The 19429-nt window shown below is 42.0% G+C and carries 19 protein-coding genes; 10 read left to right on the top strand and 9 right to left on the bottom strand.

The genetic code is table 11. The features are described from left to right. Both AC04MN_RS04205 and AC04MN_RS04200 read left to right on the top strand, forming a co-directional pair. A complete protein-coding gene (locus tag AC04MN_RS04205; RefSeq protein ID WP_475381940.1) occupies positions 1-1350 on the top strand; it encodes an MBL fold metallo-hydrolase in 1350 nt (449 codons plus the stop codon). A 49-nt stretch (positions 1351-1399) separates the two neighbouring features. Then, a complete protein-coding gene (locus tag AC04MN_RS04200) occupies positions 1400-2053 on the top strand; it encodes a response regulator (protein ID WP_475381939.1) in 654 nt (217 codons plus the stop codon). Here the strand turns inward: AC04MN_RS04200 and AC04MN_RS04195 are convergent. Beyond that, positions 2003-3715 carry a sensor histidine kinase gene (locus AC04MN_RS04195; protein ID WP_475381938.1) on the bottom strand — a complete coding sequence of 571 codons (1713 nt, stop codon included), beginning with the start codon at positions 3713-3715 and terminating at the stop codon, positions 2003-2005. The two genes, AC04MN_RS04200 and AC04MN_RS04195, sit on opposite strands and share 51 nt — an antisense overlap. A 111-nt stretch (positions 3716-3826) precedes the next feature. Next, positions 3827-4186 (bottom strand): zinc ribbon domain-containing protein YjdM, encoded by a 360-nt coding sequence (locus AC04MN_RS04190; protein ID WP_475381937.1) that lies wholly within the window; start codon positions 4184-4186, stop codon positions 3827-3829. 94 nt (positions 4187-4280) lie between these two features. Between AC04MN_RS04190 and AC04MN_RS04185 the strand changes: the two genes are divergently transcribed. Continuing rightward, entirely contained in the window at positions 4281-5294 is a 1014-nt protein-coding gene (locus AC04MN_RS04185) for an MBL fold metallo-hydrolase (RefSeq protein WP_475381936.1), read from the top strand. On the opposite strand, the gene AC04MN_RS04180 is transcribed toward AC04MN_RS04185, so the two are convergent. Beyond that, complete coding sequence (locus AC04MN_RS04180; protein WP_475381935.1) at positions 5284-6201, bottom strand: LysR family transcriptional regulator; 918 nt, start codon at positions 6199-6201, stop codon at positions 5284-5286. The two genes, AC04MN_RS04185 and AC04MN_RS04180, sit on opposite strands and share 11 nt — an antisense overlap. Positions 6202-6307: 106 nt before the next feature. On the opposite strand from AC04MN_RS04180, the gene AC04MN_RS04175 reads away from it, so the two are divergent. Genes AC04MN_RS04175 through AC04MN_RS04165 form a run of 3 tightly spaced genes read left to right on the top strand, consistent with a single transcriptional unit; the run spans position 6308 to position 9228 of the window. Continuing rightward, complete coding sequence (locus tag AC04MN_RS04175; protein WP_475381934.1) at positions 6308-7312, top strand: TerC family protein; 1005 nt, start codon at positions 6308-6310, stop codon at positions 7310-7312. A 24-nt stretch (positions 7313-7336) separates the two neighbouring features. Continuing rightward, positions 7337-7822 (top strand): methylated-DNA--[protein]-cysteine S-methyltransferase, encoded by a 486-nt coding sequence (locus tag AC04MN_RS04170; protein ID WP_475381933.1) that lies wholly within the window; start codon positions 7337-7339, stop codon positions 7820-7822. Positions 7823-7875: 53 nt separating this feature from the next. Further along, positions 7876-9228 (top strand): DEAD/DEAH box helicase, encoded by a 1353-nt coding sequence (locus AC04MN_RS04165; protein ID WP_475381932.1) that lies wholly within the window; start codon positions 7876-7878, stop codon positions 9226-9228. Positions 9229-9251: 23 nt separating this feature from the next. On the opposite strand, the gene AC04MN_RS04160 is transcribed toward AC04MN_RS04165, so the two are convergent. Both AC04MN_RS04160 and AC04MN_RS04155 read right to left on the bottom strand, forming a co-directional pair. Continuing rightward, positions 9252-10286: an extracellular catalytic domain type 2 short-chain-length polyhydroxyalkanoate depolymerase gene (locus AC04MN_RS04160; protein WP_475381931.1), complete on the bottom strand. Its 1035-nt coding sequence runs from the start codon at positions 10284-10286 to the stop codon at positions 9252-9254. Positions 10287-10375: 89 nt separating this feature from the next. After that, positions 10376-10888, bottom strand: coding sequence for a GyrI-like domain-containing protein (locus AC04MN_RS04155; protein ID WP_475381930.1), 513 nt, complete (start codon positions 10886-10888; stop codon positions 10376-10378). Between the two features lie 414 nt (positions 10889-11302). Here AC04MN_RS04155 and AC04MN_RS04150 point away from each other — a divergent pair, with 414 nt between their 5' ends. Together AC04MN_RS04150 and AC04MN_RS04145 are read left to right on the top strand one after the other, a co-directional pair. Next, the gene (locus AC04MN_RS04150) at positions 11303-11791 is read left to right on the top strand and encodes a thermonuclease family protein (protein ID WP_475381929.1); all 489 of its coding nucleotides are present in this window, start codon (positions 11303-11305) and stop codon (positions 11789-11791) included. A 76-nt stretch (positions 11792-11867) separates the two neighbouring features. Beyond that, positions 11868-13103, top strand: coding sequence for a M28 family peptidase (locus AC04MN_RS04145; protein ID WP_475381928.1), 1236 nt, complete (start codon positions 11868-11870; stop codon positions 13101-13103). A 71-nt stretch (positions 13104-13174) separates the two neighbouring features. Here the strand turns inward: AC04MN_RS04145 and AC04MN_RS04140 are convergent, their stop codons facing one another. From AC04MN_RS04140 to AC04MN_RS04130, 3 genes are all read right to left on the bottom strand, one after another. Continuing rightward, positions 13175-13798: a superoxide dismutase gene (locus tag AC04MN_RS04140; RefSeq protein ID WP_475381927.1), complete on the bottom strand. Its 624-nt coding sequence runs from the start codon at positions 13796-13798 to the stop codon at positions 13175-13177. Positions 13799-13854: 56 nt separating this feature from the next. Continuing rightward, entirely contained in the window at positions 13855-15135 is a 1281-nt protein-coding gene (gene speE, locus AC04MN_RS04135) for a polyamine aminopropyltransferase (protein WP_475381926.1), read from the bottom strand. Between the two features lie 247 nt (positions 15136-15382). Continuing rightward, a complete protein-coding gene (locus AC04MN_RS04130; protein WP_475381925.1) occupies positions 15383-16303 on the bottom strand; it encodes a class I SAM-dependent methyltransferase in 921 nt (306 codons plus the stop codon). A 63-nt stretch (positions 16304-16366) separates the two neighbouring features. Between AC04MN_RS04130 and AC04MN_RS04125 the strand changes: the two genes are divergently transcribed. Continuing rightward, positions 16367-17311 carry a Bd3614 family nucleic acid deaminase gene (locus tag AC04MN_RS04125; RefSeq protein WP_475381924.1) on the top strand — a complete coding sequence of 315 codons (945 nt, stop codon included), beginning with the start codon at positions 16367-16369 and terminating at the stop codon, positions 17309-17311. Between the two features lie 20 nt (positions 17312-17331). Here AC04MN_RS04125 and AC04MN_RS04120 read toward each other — a convergent pair whose 3' ends face one another. Further along, positions 17332-17460, bottom strand: coding sequence for a hypothetical protein (locus AC04MN_RS04120; RefSeq protein ID WP_475381923.1), 129 nt, complete (start codon positions 17458-17460; stop codon positions 17332-17334). Between the two features lie 400 nt (positions 17461-17860). On the opposite strand from AC04MN_RS04120, the gene AC04MN_RS04115 reads away from it, so the two are divergent. After that, on the top strand, positions 17861-19195 hold the full coding sequence (locus AC04MN_RS04115; protein WP_475381169.1) for an ISL3 family transposase: 1335 nt from the start codon (positions 17861-17863) through the stop codon (positions 19193-19195). Positions 19196-19429 lie beyond the last annotated feature (234 nt).

Genomic DNA, 19429 nt, shown 5'->3' with positions numbered 1-19429 from the left:
ATGAAGATTTCAAGAATTTTTCACGCTGGATATATTTTTGAAGCAGATGGAGTGCGAATTCTATTTGATCCCATCTTAGAGACTCCATTTAGTTTTAATTGTTATGCGAATCCCGATGTTTCTATTGATTTAGAAAGATTCAAATTGCAAGGATTTGATGCAGTCTTCATTAGCCATTTTCATGACGATCACTTTTCTTTAGAGAGTTTACAGCATTTAGATTCAAAAGTTCCAATCTATATTTTTTGTTCAGGAGATCTCCATGAGATTCTTTTACGGGAATTGGGTTTCGTAAATGTAAAGACCATTAAAGTGGGTGATTTTATTGATCTTGGCGGATTGAGGATTCGTGTTTGGCCTGCTTTGGAAGTAGAAGTCGATTCAATTTTTGAAATCCTTAGCAAGGACACTAAGGTTTTGCATGTAGTGGATTCTTGGATGGATTGGGATACCCATAAAGAATTGGTTTCTAAGGGGCCATGGGATTTGATCCTTTGGCCATTTCAAACTCTTCGAGAGATCGATTGTTTAAGTCCACGTAATGCCCCAGAGCCTGATTTTGAAATTCCAATCGAGTGGCAACAACAAATCGGGGAATTTAGTTATAAATATATCGTGCCAAGCTCCTGTCAGTTTTCTTTCGAACCATGGTCTTGGATGAACAAATTCTTTTTTCCTATCTCATATCAGTCGTTTTCAAAAACTATTAAGCAGATAAGTCCCAATGCTGTTGTTCAAAAGATGGAACCCGGCGAAGTTTTTCTATTAAGTTCAAGTGGCCTGTCTAAAGGGATAAGTCTTGATTTTGTTAAGCGCAAAAGTGCTTCGCCTGAAATTGCCTATGGGGAAGTAATGGATTCTAAGGATATTCCTTCGCTTCAGCAGATTTCCAAGCACTTTCCTGTTCTGAATTTTGATCAAACGGCAATCGTCGAACAATTTCTTAAAGAACACATAATTCATCGTTATGAGGCAAATCCTAGCGCGGATGCGTTTTTTAAATGTACCCGGCCTTGGCTTTTAAGAATTCACTGGGAGTCTAGCCGCTTTGATGATCTTTATTTCGAGGTCAACAGTCATTGTGTGAGTATTGTAGAGGTGGATAAGGTTCGGGAAGTCGAATGGTTTACCGAGATAGTGGCCTTCAAGCTGTGGAGTGCATTGACACAAGGAGAGTCACTGAGTTCGCTATATATACGCATAAATGATACTGGTGATGATGTTCCAAAGGCGCGGACTCCAGATCAGGCGGATGTGCTGCAAGACCCTCTTTTAAGAGCTCTATTCTTTGACAGTGAGCTGTCATATCAGAGAGCTCAGCTACGTCGGATCAAACCGCATTTGGCGTGAATCGAAAAAACCGATTTTCATTCGGGCTTTTTTATGACTACAATAGGTCATGAATAGAATCACGTTTTCGAAAGTTTTAGTATGTGATGATCATCCCATTTGGCGGGCAGGCCTCACCATGGTTATTCGCACCCACCTTCCATTGGATAGCAGAGTGTTTGAAGCTGGAACTGGCCGGGAAGCCCTACAGATGGCTTTAAACACAAAGCCTGACCTAATTTTTGTAGATCTGTCTTTGCCCGATATGAATGGCATAGACCTTATTGATTTATTAAGAAAAAACTCGATTGATGCTAAAATTATCGTTCTAACTGGATTAGATAATCCAGCCATTCTAGGACAGGCCGTGCATTCAGCGGTCGATGCATTAATTTTGAAAACACAGTCTACGGATCAACTAGAGTCATTGCTAACTAAAATTTCAAAGCCAAACGCGGCTAAATTTATTGATCCTGCGATTAGTGTTCTATTAGAGCAGAACACTTTACAGACGTTGTCTAAGCGAGAGTATGAGGTCATCGAGCTGATTTCTCGAGGCTTGACCAACCAGCAAATTGCAGATCATTTTACTTGCTCAGTTGCAACTGTGCGCACCCATCGCGCTCGTATCATGCAAAAAACAGGAACTCGGGGCACTGCCGAGTTAATAGCTCTATATCTTCAAGGGAATGTGAATCGCGACCTCAGTGCCTTTATCGACTGAAGAGCTGAAGTAAATCTTTCCATTATGCAAAGTTAAGAATTTTTGTACAATGGCCAAACCGATTCCAAAGCCATCTCTTTTAGAGTTTTGGGCTCCCCAGAAGTCATCACGAACCTCGCGTGCTTTCTGAAGCTGTTCTTCCGTCATTCCAATGCCATCATCTTTGATGCGAAGTAAAACCTTTTCTGTGTCTGAATTTAGTACGACAGTGATCAGTCCATCTTGCTTACAGGCCTTCACAGCATTAGCTAAAATATTTCTTATAATTGCTGCAATCATCAATGAATCGCCATATACGATCAGCGGCTGACTGAATGTCGAAAAATGAACGGTGATATTTTTTATCTTCGAGCTAGGTTCGAGATTTTCAATGCACTCGCGAATTAAAGTGTTGATTTCGTAAGCTCTAACTTCTGGGTGAAAGTTCGATGATTCGGTTTTTGCCCAGGATAGAAGATTGGACATAAGTCCTTGAGCAGAACTTGAGAGTTGGTTTAAGAGGTTCATTTTTTCCTTAATTAGGTCAATTTCATGCATTTCGTGCTCTACAACAGCTGAAGAGAGCTGAATTTGATTTTCGATATTCGCTGTCAAATCATGGGCAAGCAGGGAAATCATTCGAGCCTTAAATTCGATATTTCCATTTAGCTTTTCTTCCATGTCTTTTTGGGCGGTAATTTCGCGGAAGTAGTGGATCTGACCAATTGGTTCTACGTTACTTTCAAAAAATAGCGCCTCTTTGGTCCAATAGTAGTGGCGAGGTAAGTTGTCATTGCCATTGACTTTGATTTCCATACTACTTTCTTTAAGGGCTGGGATTGCGACATCTAATCTTTGACCTTGATAGGCGCTGGGAAGGGCAAAAACGGCCTGTGCCTTCGTATTCGCTTCTTGAATCAAATAGTCTTTATTTACGATCAGAATTGGATCTGGAAGTTGGTTGAATATTTTTTCAAGTGCAAATGGAGTAATTTCTAAAAGATGGTGTTTGTAGATTGATATGACAATGGCTCCAAGGGCGATAAGAAAGGTAGTAGTTGATATACTGACCCATCGATATTCTGTGTTGGTATATACGACATAAATATCTACTAAAATACTAACTAGGCATCCAATGTTAAGAACTAGAATCTGTCTCCTTTTCGATTCGGAAATTTTGAAGTAGAGGTAAATACCTATGAGTAGTGCAATAAGAACGGTTATAAGATTGCTGATGTAGTAAAAAAGAAACCAAGGGCCATTACTAAATTTTACAACTGACAAGCCAGATACTGTTGTCGGTTCAAATTCGCGGATAACTAAATTTTGAGTTGCAGGATTAAGACAAAGTATAAACGTAATGACGGGGACGAAAAAAAAGAAGACTTTAAGATAGGTCTTTTCTGTGAGGGCCTTAAAATTAAAAATTGAGGCAATGAAGTAGAGCCAAAACGGAGCTAAAAAGCAGATTCCTAAATATCGGGCGCGGGAAAAAAGAACTTTTGTCTCAAATTCTGGCTGCAGATAGACATTCAGAACACAAAAAGCAATAAAGCAAAAAATGCTTACAAGACCCATCAACCAGCGGATGCTGCTTAGGTATTTAAGCTTGTAGGCGTAGGAAATGATCATTACTGCCGAAAGAAAAATTGCAATATTAAATAGAATTAAAAACGTGGCCATGACTACTTTCAATGAGTAAAATATAAATAACCATAGCCCAATTTAAAGCGTAGCTGTGTAGTCACTTTTGACGACAAAGCCGTGTTTATAAACAAATAATATTAATGTATCTTAAGCTTTTTTTACGAACTCTGACTTTAGATTCATGGCGCCAAATCCATCGATTTTGCATGCGATATCGTGCCCATCGGCTCCGTCAACGAGACGGATGTTTTTAACCTTAGTGCCGACTTTAACTACCGACGAGGATCCTTTGATTTTAAGATCCTTGATGACCGTCACAGTGTCACCATCTTGTAGGACATTGCCATGAGCATCTTTATATACCTTAGGGCCTGTAGATTCTGGAACCTCATCGTTCGATTGTTGGTGCGTACTCCACTCGTAAGAGCATTCGGGGCATACCCAGAGGTTGCCATCTTGATAAACATAGGGGGACTTGCATTTTGGACACGGATTTTCAGTACTCATAACATTGTTTTTTCACATTCGATAAGGTTTGGCTAATCATTTATCACTTGGAACTTTTATATTAAATAAATAGTCTATATCGGGGGATTTCTTGATGCTTCGCTCTGCCTTCTGTCTATTCTTGTTGGTCGGTTTGTTTTCTTCTGGAGGTTATTCCTCGTCATCAGATCATTTTGACGGGCGTCACTTCTTTAATCCATGGATTAAATCAGATAAAGGATTTTTTGACTTTCTGAAGTGGCAGTTTACTCGCGATCAAGCATCTTGGCCAGAGTGGGTTCAAGATAATAAGATGCCAGATTTGGCTTCGCCGTCTGTGCCAGCCCAAATTAAAGTGACGTTTATTAATCATGCAACTTTCTATATTCAGTTGGGAGAGTATAGCATTTTAACGGATCCTGTTTTTTCCGACAGGGTCAGCCCGGTCTCTTTTGCTGGGCCCCAAAGATCGCGGGCTGTTGGTGCGACGATAGCTGAATTACCAAAGCTTGATTTTGTACTTATTTCCCATAGTCATTATGATCATCTAGACAAAGAATCAGTTCGGCAGCTAACAAAGAAATTTGATCCCGTTTTTTTAGTTCCGATGAAAACCAAAGAACTTGTGGAATCATTCGGTGCAAAAAAAGTGATTGAACTTGATTGGTGGCAGACCCATCAATTAAGTACGACCGAGGCGATCTCTTTCGCTCCCGCGCAGCATTGGACCGCCCGAGGAATTTTCGATCGGAATGAAATGCTTTGGGGAAGTTTTATAATCGAAGCCGCCGGACGAAAAATCTATTTTGCTGGTGATACGGGGTACGGCCCCCACTTTAAGTGGATTCAGCAGAAGTGGCAAAATTTTGATCTTTCAATTCTACCTATTGGTGCTTACGAGCCACGATGGTTTATGAAAGAGCAACATATGAACCCCGAAGATGCAGTCATGGCTCATATCGATTTGAGTTCTAAGCTTAGTCTTGGAGCCCATTTTGGAACGTTTCAGTTAACCGACGAAGGCATCGATGCGCCCATTGAAGACCTAAAGATCGCTCTTACAAAACTCAATTTATCCAATGAGGATTTTAAGGCACTAAAAAATGGAGAAACGATTTCTATTTTTTAGGCCTTTTTCCGACCTCTTTAAGGTGATCACTGAATTCTTCCATGAGGGCTGCCGCGATGGGGTTTTCGATTTTTCTTTTAGAGCTGATAAGGAAAAGTTCTTCATAGACGCCCGATAGATGTCCAATTTCAATAAGCTCTTTTTCATTTAGATGAGTTTGAACAGTATGCTCAGCTGCGGGAATTAAGGCCATACCAGTTGTTGCCATTAGTTTTTTGAGCGCGGTGTCTTGGGTCTCGGCGATAATATCCACTTCAATATTTTTTGATTGTAACCAGTGCTCAATTCCAAAGCGAAGCTGGCTATCGTAAGTGGGAAGGACAAATTTTTGGCCCTTTAAGGATTGCGGAAAGTTTAGTTTTAGGTCCTTAAATTTTGGCGAACCGTAAATGGCAATTTTTTGTTTTAAAATCGATTTTTGAATCAAAAGTTTAGCGACTTCAGGTGGAGCAGGAAAATTTGTAATTGCAAGATCCACTCTGTGGGCTGCAACATCCCTAATTAAATCGTCAAATTTTCCTTCACTTAAAGTGATGGAGCATGGAGCAACAGTGTATGCCAACTGAGTCAGGTGCAGGACAATGTGCTTCGGAATGCCGTCGAGGGCTCCCAGTTGCAGGTGAATCTTCGATGGCTTCAGTCTGTCGTGAAGGGCTTCATACATTTCGTTGCCCATTTTAAAAATATTGCGTGCATATTCAAGTGCGACATCACCTTGCTCGGTTAGAATGAGTTTTTTGTGTTGGCGCTCGAAAAGTTTCACTCCAAGGGTGTTTTCGAATTGCTTTAGTTGGGCGCTCAATGTCGGCTGTCCTAGTCCTAATAGGCTTGCGGCTTTGGATACGCTGCCTGATTCGGCAATTGTTTTAAAATAGAACAGGTGGTGGTAGTTAATCCATTGGTTCATAGGGGCCTCGATTCTTGCATCGTTTTAATCTATGCAAGATAGTTCTTTTATCCATTTGAAGTATACTAGTTTTCTCTTTAAGATAAAGAAATAAAGGAGCCTATAGATGTTATTATTCCCATTTGCTGAATATTGGTGGTTTTATGTCGCGTTCACTGTATTTGTTTTGGCCGTATTGGCGCTAGATTTAGGAGTTTTCCACAAAGAAGCCCACGAGGTCTCATTTAAAGAAGCCTCGGTTTGGACATCCATTTGGATCGGTCTTGCTTTAGTGTTTAACTTCCTTTTCTATAAGTATGCGCAGTGGAAGTTTTCTGTGGATCCGCGTTTGTTAGCGATACCGGGCTTTGATGGTAATGAACAGGCGAAAAATTCAGCCTTAGAGTTTTTAACCGGCTTTGTTGTCGAAAAGTCACTTGCAATTGATAACATATTTATTTTTGCCGTCGTCTTTTCCTACTTTGCAATTCCAAGAATCTATCAACACCGTGTTCTGTTTTGGGGAATCCTTGGTGCCTTGGTATTCCGTGGAATTTTCATCGCGTTAGGTTCTGTTTTAATGCAGTACCATGCCGTTGTGATCTTCTTCGGTGTCTTATTAATTTTTACCGGTATTAAGATGTACTTTGCTGGAACCGAGGAAACAGATTTAGATAAGAATTTTATCGTAAAACAGTTGCGAAAAGTTTTTAAGATCCATCCAAAAATTGAAGGCGATAAGTTCTTCATTAAAAAAGATGGGGTTCGTTATGTGACACCACTCTTCTTGGCATTGATATTTCTTGAGTTAACGGACATTATTTTCGCAGTAGACTCGGTGCCGGCAATCTTTGCTTTGACTAAAGAGCCACTGATTGTATTTACGTCAAATATCTTTGCGATTTTGGGGCTTCGCTCTATGTACTTCATGCTTTCTGGAGTCATGGATCGATTCGCGTATATCAAATATGGCCTCGCATCGGTTCTTGTGTTTGTTGGTTTAAAAATGGTCTATTTAAATGAAGCTTTTGGGGGGAAATTCCCAATTAGTTGGTCTTTGTTAATTATTGCTTTATGTATTGGTAGCTCTGTGGTTTATTCCATCTGGAAAGATAAACAGAAAAGCGCCTAGTTAAACCAAAAAGAAGACGAGATTATGTTTTATTCGACAAGCATCGACACTATCGTAGGAAAGCTGTACTTGGTTACGGATGATAATTATGTATATGTCGTTGCTTTTGATGACAACTGGCCTCGTCTTCAAAAAAAGTTCTCGCCAATGACTCAAGATAGTTGCGCTTTGATGGATCAGTTGAAGCGCCAACTTAATGAATATTTCGAAGGACGCCGACAGGCTTTCGATTTGCCTATTAAATACGAGGGAACCGATTTTCAGCTGATGGCTTGGCAAGAATTGAAAAAGATTCCTTATGGGCAGACAATCTCGTACCAGGCCCAGGCAGAAAATATGAAAAATCCTAAAGCTATTCGAGCGGTCGGGGGTGCCAATGGTCGCAATCCTCTTTGTATCTTGATTCCTTGCCATAGGGTTATCGCGAAATCTGGCAAGCTGCAGGGCTTTGCTGGGGATATCCATATAAAAAAGACCTTAATTGAGCTTGAAGCGACTCAAAGTCGGTAAGAAAGTCTAAAGTCAGTGACTTTTTAGCTTAGAGGGCCTAAAACCCTCAAACTATGAAATTTACTGATCTTCCCTTAATTGCTCCTATCCAATTCGCTATTAAAGAGGTGGGCTACGAAACCCCCACTCCAATTCAGGCGCGCTCAATTCCTCTTTTACTTGAAGGAAAAGATTTACTCGGCATCGCTCAGACTGGAACTGGCAAAACTGCCGCTTTTAGTTTGCCTATCATCCAACGTATGGATGCCCATCGTACTCGTCCTAAATCCCTGTCACCAAGAACCTTAGTGCTTTCACCAACGCGAGAGTTGGCTTTGCAGATTCACGAAAGCTTTGAAAGCTACGGCAAACACACAAAAGTAAAATCGGCAGTGGTGTTTGGAGGGGTTGGGCAAGGTCCTCAAGTTTCGGCTCTTAAAGCTGGCCCAGATGTTTTGGTGGCGACGCCCGGACGTCTTATGGACTTATACGAGCAAGGCTTTATCAAGTTTGATCAAATAGAAGTATTTGTTTTGGATGAAGCGGATCAGATGTTAGAGCGTGGCTTCTTGGCTGACGTAAAGCGAATCATTCTTTTGCTTCCAAAAAAGCGTCAGAATCTATTTTTCTCTGCGACTATGCCTAAAGAAATTCAAGATTTGGCTAATGGAATTTTACATCATCCCGAGAAAGTCGAAATCACTCCGCCAGCGAAGACCGCAGATAAAGTGGAACAGTTTGTTTATTTTGTTAATAAAGATAACAAACTAAATTTGCTAATCGAACTTTTGAAAAATAATTCTTTGTATAAAGTTTTAGTTTTTGTAGAAATGAAGCATGTTGCTAATCGCATTACGGATAAGCTTCAAAAGGTCGGGATTGATGCGGTAGCGATTCACAGTGATAAATCTCAAGGTGCACGTCAGCGCGCCCTAGAGGATTTCAAAAACGATCGTGCCCGTGTTTTAGTTGCAACAGATATTGCTGCTCGCGGAATTGATATTGATAACATCACACATGTGATCAATTATGATTTGTCTCATATTGTTGAAAACTATGTGCACAGAATCGGTCGTACTGCTCGTGCAGGAGCAACAGGGATCGCATTTAGTTTTGTCACTCCCGAGGAAAAGTCTTTCCTTTTCGCGATCGAGAGAGAAACCCGACATAAAATCACTCCTGTAACGGATTCTCCATTTCATTCTGAAGAGGCAATGAAAGCGCCTGTAATCGGTGTCGGCAAAGCGAAGGCTGCTTTAGAAGCCAAACGCCGAGAGAATCGTGATCGTCATCGTCCACCAAGAGCTCCGCGAAAAGCGGGGGCTGCTGGCAAGTCCGGTGGTGGGCCAAAAGGCGGCAGTTCGAAGGGTGGTCCTAAAGGCAACTCGAAATCTGGAGCGAGCTCCCGACCAAAGAAAAGAAGATAATTAAGAGTTTTAATTGCTCGTGGCTATTTAGCCACGAGCCGATCGATCATATTCTTAAGGGCCGTTATCTGCTTGGCCTCTTTCGTTAAAAAATTACTTCCCGTATAGCCAAACCAGTCCCAGCATCCTCTTGGATTTATAGTTTCTGACGCTTTAACTGACGGATACAAGATAACCAATTTATTTGCCTCTGCCCAATCATTGTAGCCTGCGTATCGTATAAAGGCCTCTCCAGCAACGTCGGGACTCATGCGGCATCCATGAAGGGCAACGTGAACTTTGCAGTCGCTGTTGATCTGCTTCCGACAGGCACTGGGGATGTAAATATGCCCATAATCCGCCAACGAGCTTCCGGGTGTTTGAAATTCCTTCTGTGAAAAAATTTGTAAGTTTGCTTCAACTTGCTTGATATTTTTAGGCGCTCGCAAATTTTTAAGAAGAAAGCTCAATGCATTCCCAGCTCCATCATAATTGCAGTTTTGCACCCATGGAGCTGCCTTTTTATCACAGTCATTGCCTTGGCTCAGAGTTGGAAAGCCATGCTCTGCAGGAATATCCACTTTCAAAAATGTTTTCCCATTGAATGCTTGGGCAAATTCTTGGACTCGAAGGGCCGCTTCCACGCGTACTGTGGAATCTTTCGAGCCATTAAAAATATAAAAAGGAACGTTCGTTAAATTATTGAGGGAATCGATAAGATTGCGCTCTGCTAAGGTGGCGGCTCTTTCGACGTGAGTTTGTGAAATTATCTTATGGGGATTTTCCATGCAAAGGTCTTGGGCTTTTAATGGATCACCTTCGGCGCAACCCCAAATTCCTCCAGCAAATGTCGCAACTCCTTTTATCAAAGACGAGTGAGCAACTTGCATTTGGATGGCCATAAAGCCGCCGCTAGAAATTCCTGATATCGTAATCTCTTGCCGAGAAGATTCAATAGAGGGTAATCGCGGAGTGTAGCTGTCCGAATTTTGCAAATAAGGAAAAACATCTGCATAAGTTGCCGATGCCGTAAAAGAAAAAGCGGTCATTAGAAATTTAAGAAGAATGTGTCTTTTCATAACTAGATACTGCTACGAAAAATTCACAAAATGCAAAGACCAAATAATTAGGTTGCCTGTAGAATAATTACGTTAGGGATTGGATTGTGTTACGAGTGAAGTTCTGGTGCCTGAGCTACGTAGATATCAACGGTTGAGTCTCGAAAATTCATGGTCCTTACATCATAGACTTCAAAATCAAAGGAGTATTTTCGATTTCCACCAATATCAGTGCTTTTCAATGAATCGATGTGATCCCAGGTTTCATAAACATTGCCAGGACTTTTTCCGCGGGGGCTTGCAAACTTAACATAGTCGTCAGCGGGAATGTAGAGATGAGCCATGCTAGATGGAACTTCGACCGGACTTGTGACCCGGCACCCCAAAAAAAAGCGAAAGCTTCGTTGTGCATCATCGTGATAGTCAAATCGTACGGCAACAACCGTTGTATCGATCTTATTGGGAATTTTTTCGATCATATTCCCGGCATAAAACTTCGCCCACGTGGTGGGGATAAAGCCGTCGGATTTTTTTTCCAGTTCGAAGCTGCTAAATGTGGTGATGCCAACAAGATCACAGCCTGGAAAACGAACGATTTCGGGGTTAAATATTGCGCTGCTCATGGATCTATTTTAGCTAATTATTGGCCAAAGAACAGCGAGTTTAGAAAAAAATATGATAAAGAACGGAATCGTTAGAGGAGCTAGAACCGGCCAAGGATTTTTCGCATGAAAAACTTGTAGTAAAGTAATTCCAAACGCTATGGGACTTAAAATGAGAAAGCCCCAAGTTGGCTTATACTGAGAAGCTATCAATAGGCCACCAACTATTTGAAAAATTTTAACCGAAGTCATCAGGTAGCGTACTTGGAAGCAGGCCAGGATAAACTCAGTGAATACTTGATCATTCTGAGGGGGCTTTATCCAGTGAAAAAATCCATTCAGGCCCCAAAACAAAAATTGTATTCCTATTGTGATTTCTAATAACTGCCAAAAGAATGTGTGCATTTTGTGTCCACCTATGTTCAGCTTAATTCTATGAACATCATCAAGACAATCATCTTTATTTTTGGAAGTCTTATTCTTCTTTTATTTTCGGCAGCGCAGGCTGGAGAGCAATGCAGTCATAGTGAAACATCATTTAAATGCGTCAAAGTATTGAAAAACTATGACGGGGACACATTGACTGTGGATATCCCAGGAGTACATCCCTTATTTGGTCAGAAAGTATCAGTGCGAATCGCAGGCATTGATACCCCAGAAGTGAAGACAAAGGATCAATGTGAAAAACAGGCTGCTCGGGCGGCTCGGCAGCTTGTCGAAGGCGTTCTGGCTCGTGCAAAACGGGTTGATCTATTAAACGTTCAACGGGACAAGTATTTTCGAATCTTAGCTGATGTTTCCGCCGATGGGGTTCTGGTAAAGGATGTGCTTTTAAAGAACAAGTTAGCCTATTCTTATGATGGTGGAACTAAAAAGCACCTCAATTGGTGTTCGTTTGGTCGTTCTCCGGCTCAGCAAAAATAATTCAAAATTGGACTACCCAAACAGCTCAAAGCATGGGCACCATTAATAGTCTGCAATTTTTCAAAAGGATTTGAAAATGAGATTATTCATCGTGCTTTTAGCACTGATTGGCATGGAAGCTGGAGCTCACCCAATGTTGGAGAGCTTTTCAACAAAACCTGTTCTGGCAGATCTTAATGATCTAAAAGCTTTGAACATTCCTATTCTGGCAAAAGACCTTGATTCAGGAGTAGGATACGCTGTTATCACTCCAGAGATGCAATATCGATTGCAAGTGCGCTCTCACCAAATCGGAAAATGCGGTGGCTTCGAGCAGCTGGATCAAAATGAAGTCGCAAATATTCAAATGACTGTAGAAAGTTTAAAGAGTCTTTCAGCGAGTGTTAAAAAAGATCTTCTGTATTCTCAGATCTCTTTTAAGCAAATAGCATTGGCCCCAAAGTCAGAGATCCAAAGTGCTGTGAATGAAGTCAGCGAGGACAATCTGCGTGCTTATGTTCAGTGGTTCTCGTCCTTCCCGAATCGGTACAATAAAGGAAAAGACGCGAATGTTGCGGTCACCGAATTGAAAATGCGCCTAGAGTCCATGTTAGGTGAGTCCTCTCTGCCATATCAAATCGACTTTATTAAGCACAGTTCGACTCCTCAGAATTCTATCCGCGTACGTCTATTGGGAAAATCAAAACCTAATGAAATCGTCGTCTTGGGTGGCCATTTGGATTCCATCGTAAGTAATGGTTGGGGTGGGGGAAATTCTGACATTGCCCCTGGCGCAGATGACAACGCTTCAGGATCTTCTAACTTAATTGAAGCTTTACGCATTTTGATGGCCCAGCGGCAACCCGAGCGTACAATCGAAATTTTCTGGTATGCGGGTGAGGAGTCCGGGCTGTTAGGCTCTGCAGAGATTGCTAAACAATATAAATCTGAATCAAAAAATGTGATCGGTGCTCTTCAGTTAGATATGACGCTGTTTCCGGGTAGTGGTGCTGGTACAATTGGTATGATGACGGATTTCACTTCGTCTTGGCTTAGAGACTTCGTGAAAGAGGTGAATAAGCAATACGTCGGCGCAAATATGGTTGATGATAAATGTGGGTACGGCTGCAGTGATCATGCTTCTTGGTACCGTCAGGGTTTCCCATCAGTGGTCCCATTTGAGTCGACGATGAATAAAATGAATAAAAATATTCATACAAAAAATGACGTCGTTTCTCCACAGTTGAATTTCAAGCACTCGGCCCAGTTTTCTAAAATTGCGGTTGCTTATGCGATGGAGCTTGCAAATTCGACTCTGACTCAGCCGTACTAATGCGAAGATGCAATTTAATTAGTGGATTCTCGTGAGAATAAAAAAGGGAACCTTGCGGTTCCCTTTTTGTTTTACGCCTTCATTGAAGGAGTCAAGTTAGCTACTTTGCCAGACTCATAGCACTTAGAAACGAATTCCCAGTTGATATGATTCCAGAAAGTCTCAAGATACTTCGCGCGCAAATTGCGGTAATCAACGTAATAAGCGTGTTCCCAAACGTCTGCAACCAAAATAGGTGTTGGTCCGTTGTTAGTGAATGGCACTGCCGCATTGGATGTTGATACCAAGCTCAATTTGCCATTGGCATCCGTGCAAAGCCAGATCCAACCAGATCCAAAAGTCTTCACGCCGCCATCGATGAACTTTGCTTTTAGTTCATCCATAGAGCCGAAATCACGAACGATAGCTTCTGCTAGTTTTGCAGAGGCCTGTCCGCCTTTTCCAACTGGGGCCATGTTGAACCAATAGAAAGTGTGGTTCCAGATCTGTGCAGCATTGTTGAAGATACCGCCAGATGATGAAAGAACGATTTCTTCCAAAGATTTACCTTGAAGAGAAGAATCCGTCTCGATGAATTTGTTTAAGTTGTCGATGTAGGCTTTGTGGTGCTTGTCGTAGTGAAAGCCCATTTGCTCTTCGTTAAGAAATGGAGAAAGAGCTGTTTTTGCGTATGGTAATTCAGGAAGTTTAAACATTGTGAGTGTCTCCTTGGTTTTCATTTAGTTACCAAGAAGACACTAACTCATTTGTATTATTCGCCCAACATCTTTTTAACGAATGTCGGTAGCGCAAAGCATGATTGGTGAAGATCTTCGTTGTAGTACTTAAGACCTTTGTCTTGAACGAACTTCGCCGCTGTTTCTTTGCTGTAATCTTTGGCAGGGTGCATTTGACCTTTAACAGCCATTTGCAAAGACCACATACCTGTAGGGTAAGTAGTAGAGTGGAAAAGCAGTGTGTGAGTTTGTTTTTGGCCAAAGATACCTTTTAGGCACTTGTTCAATTCTACAAACGTCGCTTCGTGGAACATAGGCGACTCACCTTGCGTGATCAACATACCGTTCTCTTTAAGGGCGTTCTTACAGTTAGTGTAGAACTCAGTTGTAAAGAGGCCTTCAGCAGGTCCAACAGGGTCAGAACCATCAACGATGATCACATCGTAAGTTCCCGGAGCCGCGTCTTTAACGAACTGGATGCCGTCACCGATAACTAGGTTCAACTTCGGATTGTTGAATTCCGAAGCAATTGTTGGCAAGTGGAGCTTTGAAGCGCGTACAACGGCTTCGTCAATTTCAACCATTGTCACTTTATCAACATTATATTTGAAAAGTTCACGAATAGTTCCACCGTCACCGCCTCCGATGACAAGCACGTTTTTCGCATTTCCATGAGTTTGCATAACAGGGTGGACGATCATTTCGTGATAGTGAGCTTCATCGCGCTCTGTGCACATAACCATGTTGTTGATGGCTAAGAACTTACCGTATTTTTGAGATTCAAGAACGCGAACGCGTTGATACGGAGAAGTTTCGTCAAAGAACACATTTCCTGTGTAACGCAAAGAAAGAGCTTGGTTCTCATCTTTGTCAGTGAACCAAACGTTGCGTTCGATTTGTGGTTTTGCCAAATCAAAAGAAGGCGCATTGCGGATATGGTCAGGCTTGTAAGCCTCGTTCTTTTTGATTGTGTGCAGTGAACCACGGTTCATTTCGATAGCAGAGAAATTTGCTTCGAAAGCTTTTTTCAAGTGTTCAAAAGAAATCCAAGGATCAACAGAATCACCGCAAGTGAATAAGTCCACGGCAGCATATCTGTATTCAGGCCAAGTATGGATGGCAAGGTGGCTCTCTTGGATAACAACGACACCACTCACTCCCCACGGAGAAAAATAGTGAAACGTAGAATTAATCACTGTTGCGCCCGCGATTTGCGCAGCTTGAACCATTGCATTTTCAATCAATGCAACATCATTTAATGCTTCTGCATTACACCCAGTGAACTCGACAAGAATATGACGACCAAGAGCTTTCAATTCCCTAACCCCCTAAATGATTGTTTTTTCGAGAGACCCTCATAGGTCCTTTTTTGCTAGAGGGCAAGGATTAATGACCCCGTGGGGACATTTTTTTGTAGAGCAAAATCTCGGGAAGAGTCGCCCGTCTTTTCAGAAGCGAGATCCGAGCTGAAATGGCCTTAAAATCGTTTATAGCTGGGTTTTTACTCTGAAAGTGCGAAGAGGGAGTTTTCTCGAAAATTCGAAAAAACTCCGTATTTGATATTTATTTCAATTTGATTTCGAAGCAGTGGTGGATCTTCTGATCATGAAAATCCTGTGGAATTGTCTCGGTGGTGATATCTTTGACCAGATATTTCTTCGCTAGATCATCTGCCAATTTGAACTTTCTTTTATTATTTGAAAAGAATAAAACGCCGCCAACATTGAGCATTTGCATGCAGGCATCGACAAGGAAGTGCTGGTCACGTTCAACTTCGAATTCTTCGACCATTTTTTTAGAATTTGAGAAGGTCGGTGGGTCCAAAAAGATGATATCGTATTTTTGAATCTTTCTTTGGCTGTCCATCCATTCAATCGCGTTTTCAGTGACAAATTCATGTTCATCAGGATTGATATTGTTGAGTTTAAAATTCTCTTTGGCCCAATTGATATAGGTGTTGGACATATCTACGCTTGTGACTTTTCCGCCTCCAAGGGCCGCAAAAACCGACACCGAACCAGTGTAGCAAAATAGGTTTAAGACCTTCTTAGTGTTGGCCATTTTGTAGATCTTGTAGCGCATGGGGCGATGATCTAAAAAAAGCCCCGTGTCCAAATAGTCGTGCAAGTTGACCTTAAAAAGAGCCTGCGATTCACGCACCGAAAAGTAGTTTTTTGTTTCAGCTAACTTATTGTACTGATTGGTGCCCTCTTGGCGTTCGCGCTTTTTAAGAATAACTTTGTCAGAGGGGATTTTAAAGAGGACTTCAATCGCCCCTAGAATCTCAGTGAGATGGTTTTTTCCCGCATCTTTAACTGGGTCCGATTTATCGTAGACGAGGATGTGCTCGCCATAAATGTCGACGATGTATGGAAACTCGGGAATGTCTCGATCGTATAGACGATAGGCTTCAATTTTAGCTCTTTGAGCCCAAGGTTTTAATTTTTTGAGATTTTTTTCGAGGCGGTTTTTGATCATTTCCATAAGAGTCTTGTAGACGTCTTCGTGGATTTAGACAAGGTCAAGGATTCATGATATCTCTTTTTCATGGGTAACTCTCAAAAACAACAAAAGCTTCTTGAGTTTCAGATGCAGCGGGCAGCTGGAATTTTGGCTTTTTTGCAGGAAAAGGCTGATGTGTCCAATTTGGATGATTTTGCTTTTGTAGAGCATGAGGGAAGAGTCTATTGGGTTTCCGTCGAAAGGTCGGCTCAACGAGCCCCCTATTCGGCGGTGACTTATCTTGTGCAAACGCTTTTTGACGAGCGTAAGGACCTCAGTTTTTTCATCTTGAGGAATCGCATTTATACGTCTGCCGAATTGAGTGAGATGGATCGAGGAATGATCCGAATTATTGCAAAACGGGTGAGCTCTATTGGTCAGCCCTCTATAGTGTCGAATGAAGTTAAGGAGCTTGTGCGGACTTTGGAGTTGGTAGAGCTAAGTAAGCGGCCTCAGCCGTTGTTCTTGGGGCCCTTCCAATTTCTGAATGCGGCCAATCAGTTACCTATAAATACGATTGCGAAAAAGTGGCAGCAAGAAGTCTTGGCTCGGGTTCGAAGTTGGGACTTTGAAAACGATCAGTGTCTTGGTGAGGTTCAAAAGTTTTTGAAATCTTTGGCAGATTTAAATTCCCGCGGCGAAGTGCTGCACGATTTTGATCGACCTATTTCAGCTGTGCTGATTTCTGAAGACGGGGAGCTACTTAGTTTTGGAGTGAACTCCAACTCGATCAACAAGTCTTTGCATGCCGAAGTCGTGATGCTGCAAAGGTTTTACCGAGAGGTGGGCTCTTTGTTACCAGAAGGCTCCAGGATTTTTGTCAGTCATCGCCCCTGCCGAATGTGCGCGGGGATGATTCATCAAATGCTCCCCAGTCACACAACGCCTCTCATTCCTACGGCTACCTACTTCGAAGAAGTGCCAGGCCCCCAAAATCACGGCGCCCCCACCGACCCCCTCCTAAAAAAGGGGTCAGGTGTTTTTTTCTAACCGGGGCGCATCAATAAGGCTTATTGCTTCCTATTAAATTCAAGCATCGTCTTTTCGGACTCAAAGTAAATCACGGAACCATCGTTGAGTGCGCCAATAATTGCGGAGGCTTTATCTACTTTTTTTCCTGTGATTGGATCCTTGGCCACCCGAGCATTGGCGTCCTCTTGAAGTGTCTTTTTGCATTTCTCACAACAGCCATATTGCCGTAGGCATGGAGAGCGAAGAGAAATACCAAATTGGAGATAGCTTTTAACGTCTTTTGCATCATGTATTTCCGTTTTGTCTTAATTAGGTTGAAGACGTTAGTTCTGTGACAACACTCTTTGTCGCGCCCTGGTTAGAAAAAAACAGGGTCTCGGGATTGAGCTGTGGGTACTTAAGAAAAAAGACATCCTGTCATGGGAGCTTCCCGCTCCCATACCCTGGGGTAAAGCCGGTCATCGTGACCGGCTTTTTGCGTTGTGTCTCTTGAAATAAAAAGGCCCATCTTGGCGAACCTTGTGATTTGATTTTTTTACTACGAAAAAAAAATTACAAAGGCCAAGAATGGACCTTCATCATTTGATCAACAGCTTATTAGGTCTGCAAGATTTAAATATTACCAACGCGGAGCTTTCAGAGGACTTTGTGTCTTGTCGGCTTTCGGCAGAGTTACCGTGGTCCCGCGCCTGCTGCGCGGACTGCGAGCATCCCTTATTGGAATTCCATCAATGGAGCTATCGAGACCTTAAAGTACCCCCTCTGGGGCTCTTTAAGGACGTCGTTATTCATTTACGATATCCACGAGGACTTTGTCCCGTATGCAATAAAATCCAACGCTCTAAGGTTTCAGGGATCCATTCAAAATTCAAAGGCCATAGCTGCAGCTTTGTCGAAACCGCGGGTCGACTCATGGAAGAAACCACCTGTGCTGCTGCGGCCCGGACCTTGAGTTCAGATCCAAAGACTTTATGGCAAATGGATCAGTGGCGTATGCGAGAAATGCAAAAGAATTTAGATGTAAACAGGTTTACAAAAGATCTTGATGTTTCTCGTATGAGTGCTGACGAGGTGCACTTTAAGACTGAAACTGAAACCAAAAGAGAGCACCCTTTTGCACCACGATGGACCGTAAAGTTCGTAACAAACTTAGTGTGTACGAAGGCTGCAAAGGTGATTGCTAACGCTGCTGGTAGGGATGCTATGGCCTTAGCAACGTGTTTAAAAACTCTATCAAGACCCCAGCGATTATCAGTGGAGTTTTTTTCAATAGACATGAACCCTGGCTACTTCCAAGCCGTGAGTAAACTCTGTCCCAATGCAGAGATTGCGATTGATCGATTCCACTTGGTTCAGAGCATGAACGAATACTTTGAAAAAGTCAGAAAAGAAGAGTTTCAAAAGGCAAAAAAGAACAAAAAAGAGTTCGAAGAAATCATGTTGTCACCATCGAGAAGGTTCATGTTTTTAGAGCGAGATGCTGTTTTATCTATCGAGGAGAATAATATGCTAGGAAAGTTAAAAGTGTTAAATACGAATATTTCAAACGCAATGATTATCGTTGAGTATTTCCATAAGGTTTTAGAAGAAAAAGGTGTCCACGGGTTTAGATCACGCTTGGCAAAATGGTATGGGTTGGTTCGAGATTCGAAGTTGCTGCCACTTCGGAAGTTTGCACTGCAAGTTCGCAAGTACCGGATCAATATCGAAGCCTATATACGATCAAATTTAACGACTGCAATCAGTGAAGGACTTAACAATAAAATCAGAGTTCTAAAGGCCATGGCCTACAGCTATCAGAATGAGGAATCGTTTATGCTAAAGATCCTTCAGAGGTGTGGATTTCTCAATTCGAGACACATGGATACCCGGCGTCTATTCAAATATAGCAGCCTGGCATGAAACCTACCCACAGAAGAAACCCGAGAGGCAAAAAAACACCTGACCCCTTTTGGGCGGAGTGGATATTTTTTTGACGTCTCAAAATGATTAACTACTTGAATTAATTAGCTAAGAAGCTGGGCATGATTGTGGCTTCTTATGGCAGTGGATTGATTTAACTGTGGCCAGACGAAGGTCTAGTTAACTAAAAAGTTAATTTTTAAGTTAACTTTTTACTAACTAAATCTGTGGGTC

The sequence above is a fragment of the Bdellovibrio sp. ZFWA1 genome (genome assembly GCF_056175665.1).
Note: the sequence above shows the minus strand (reverse complement) of the source record. Positions and strands in the feature narration are given on the sequence as shown.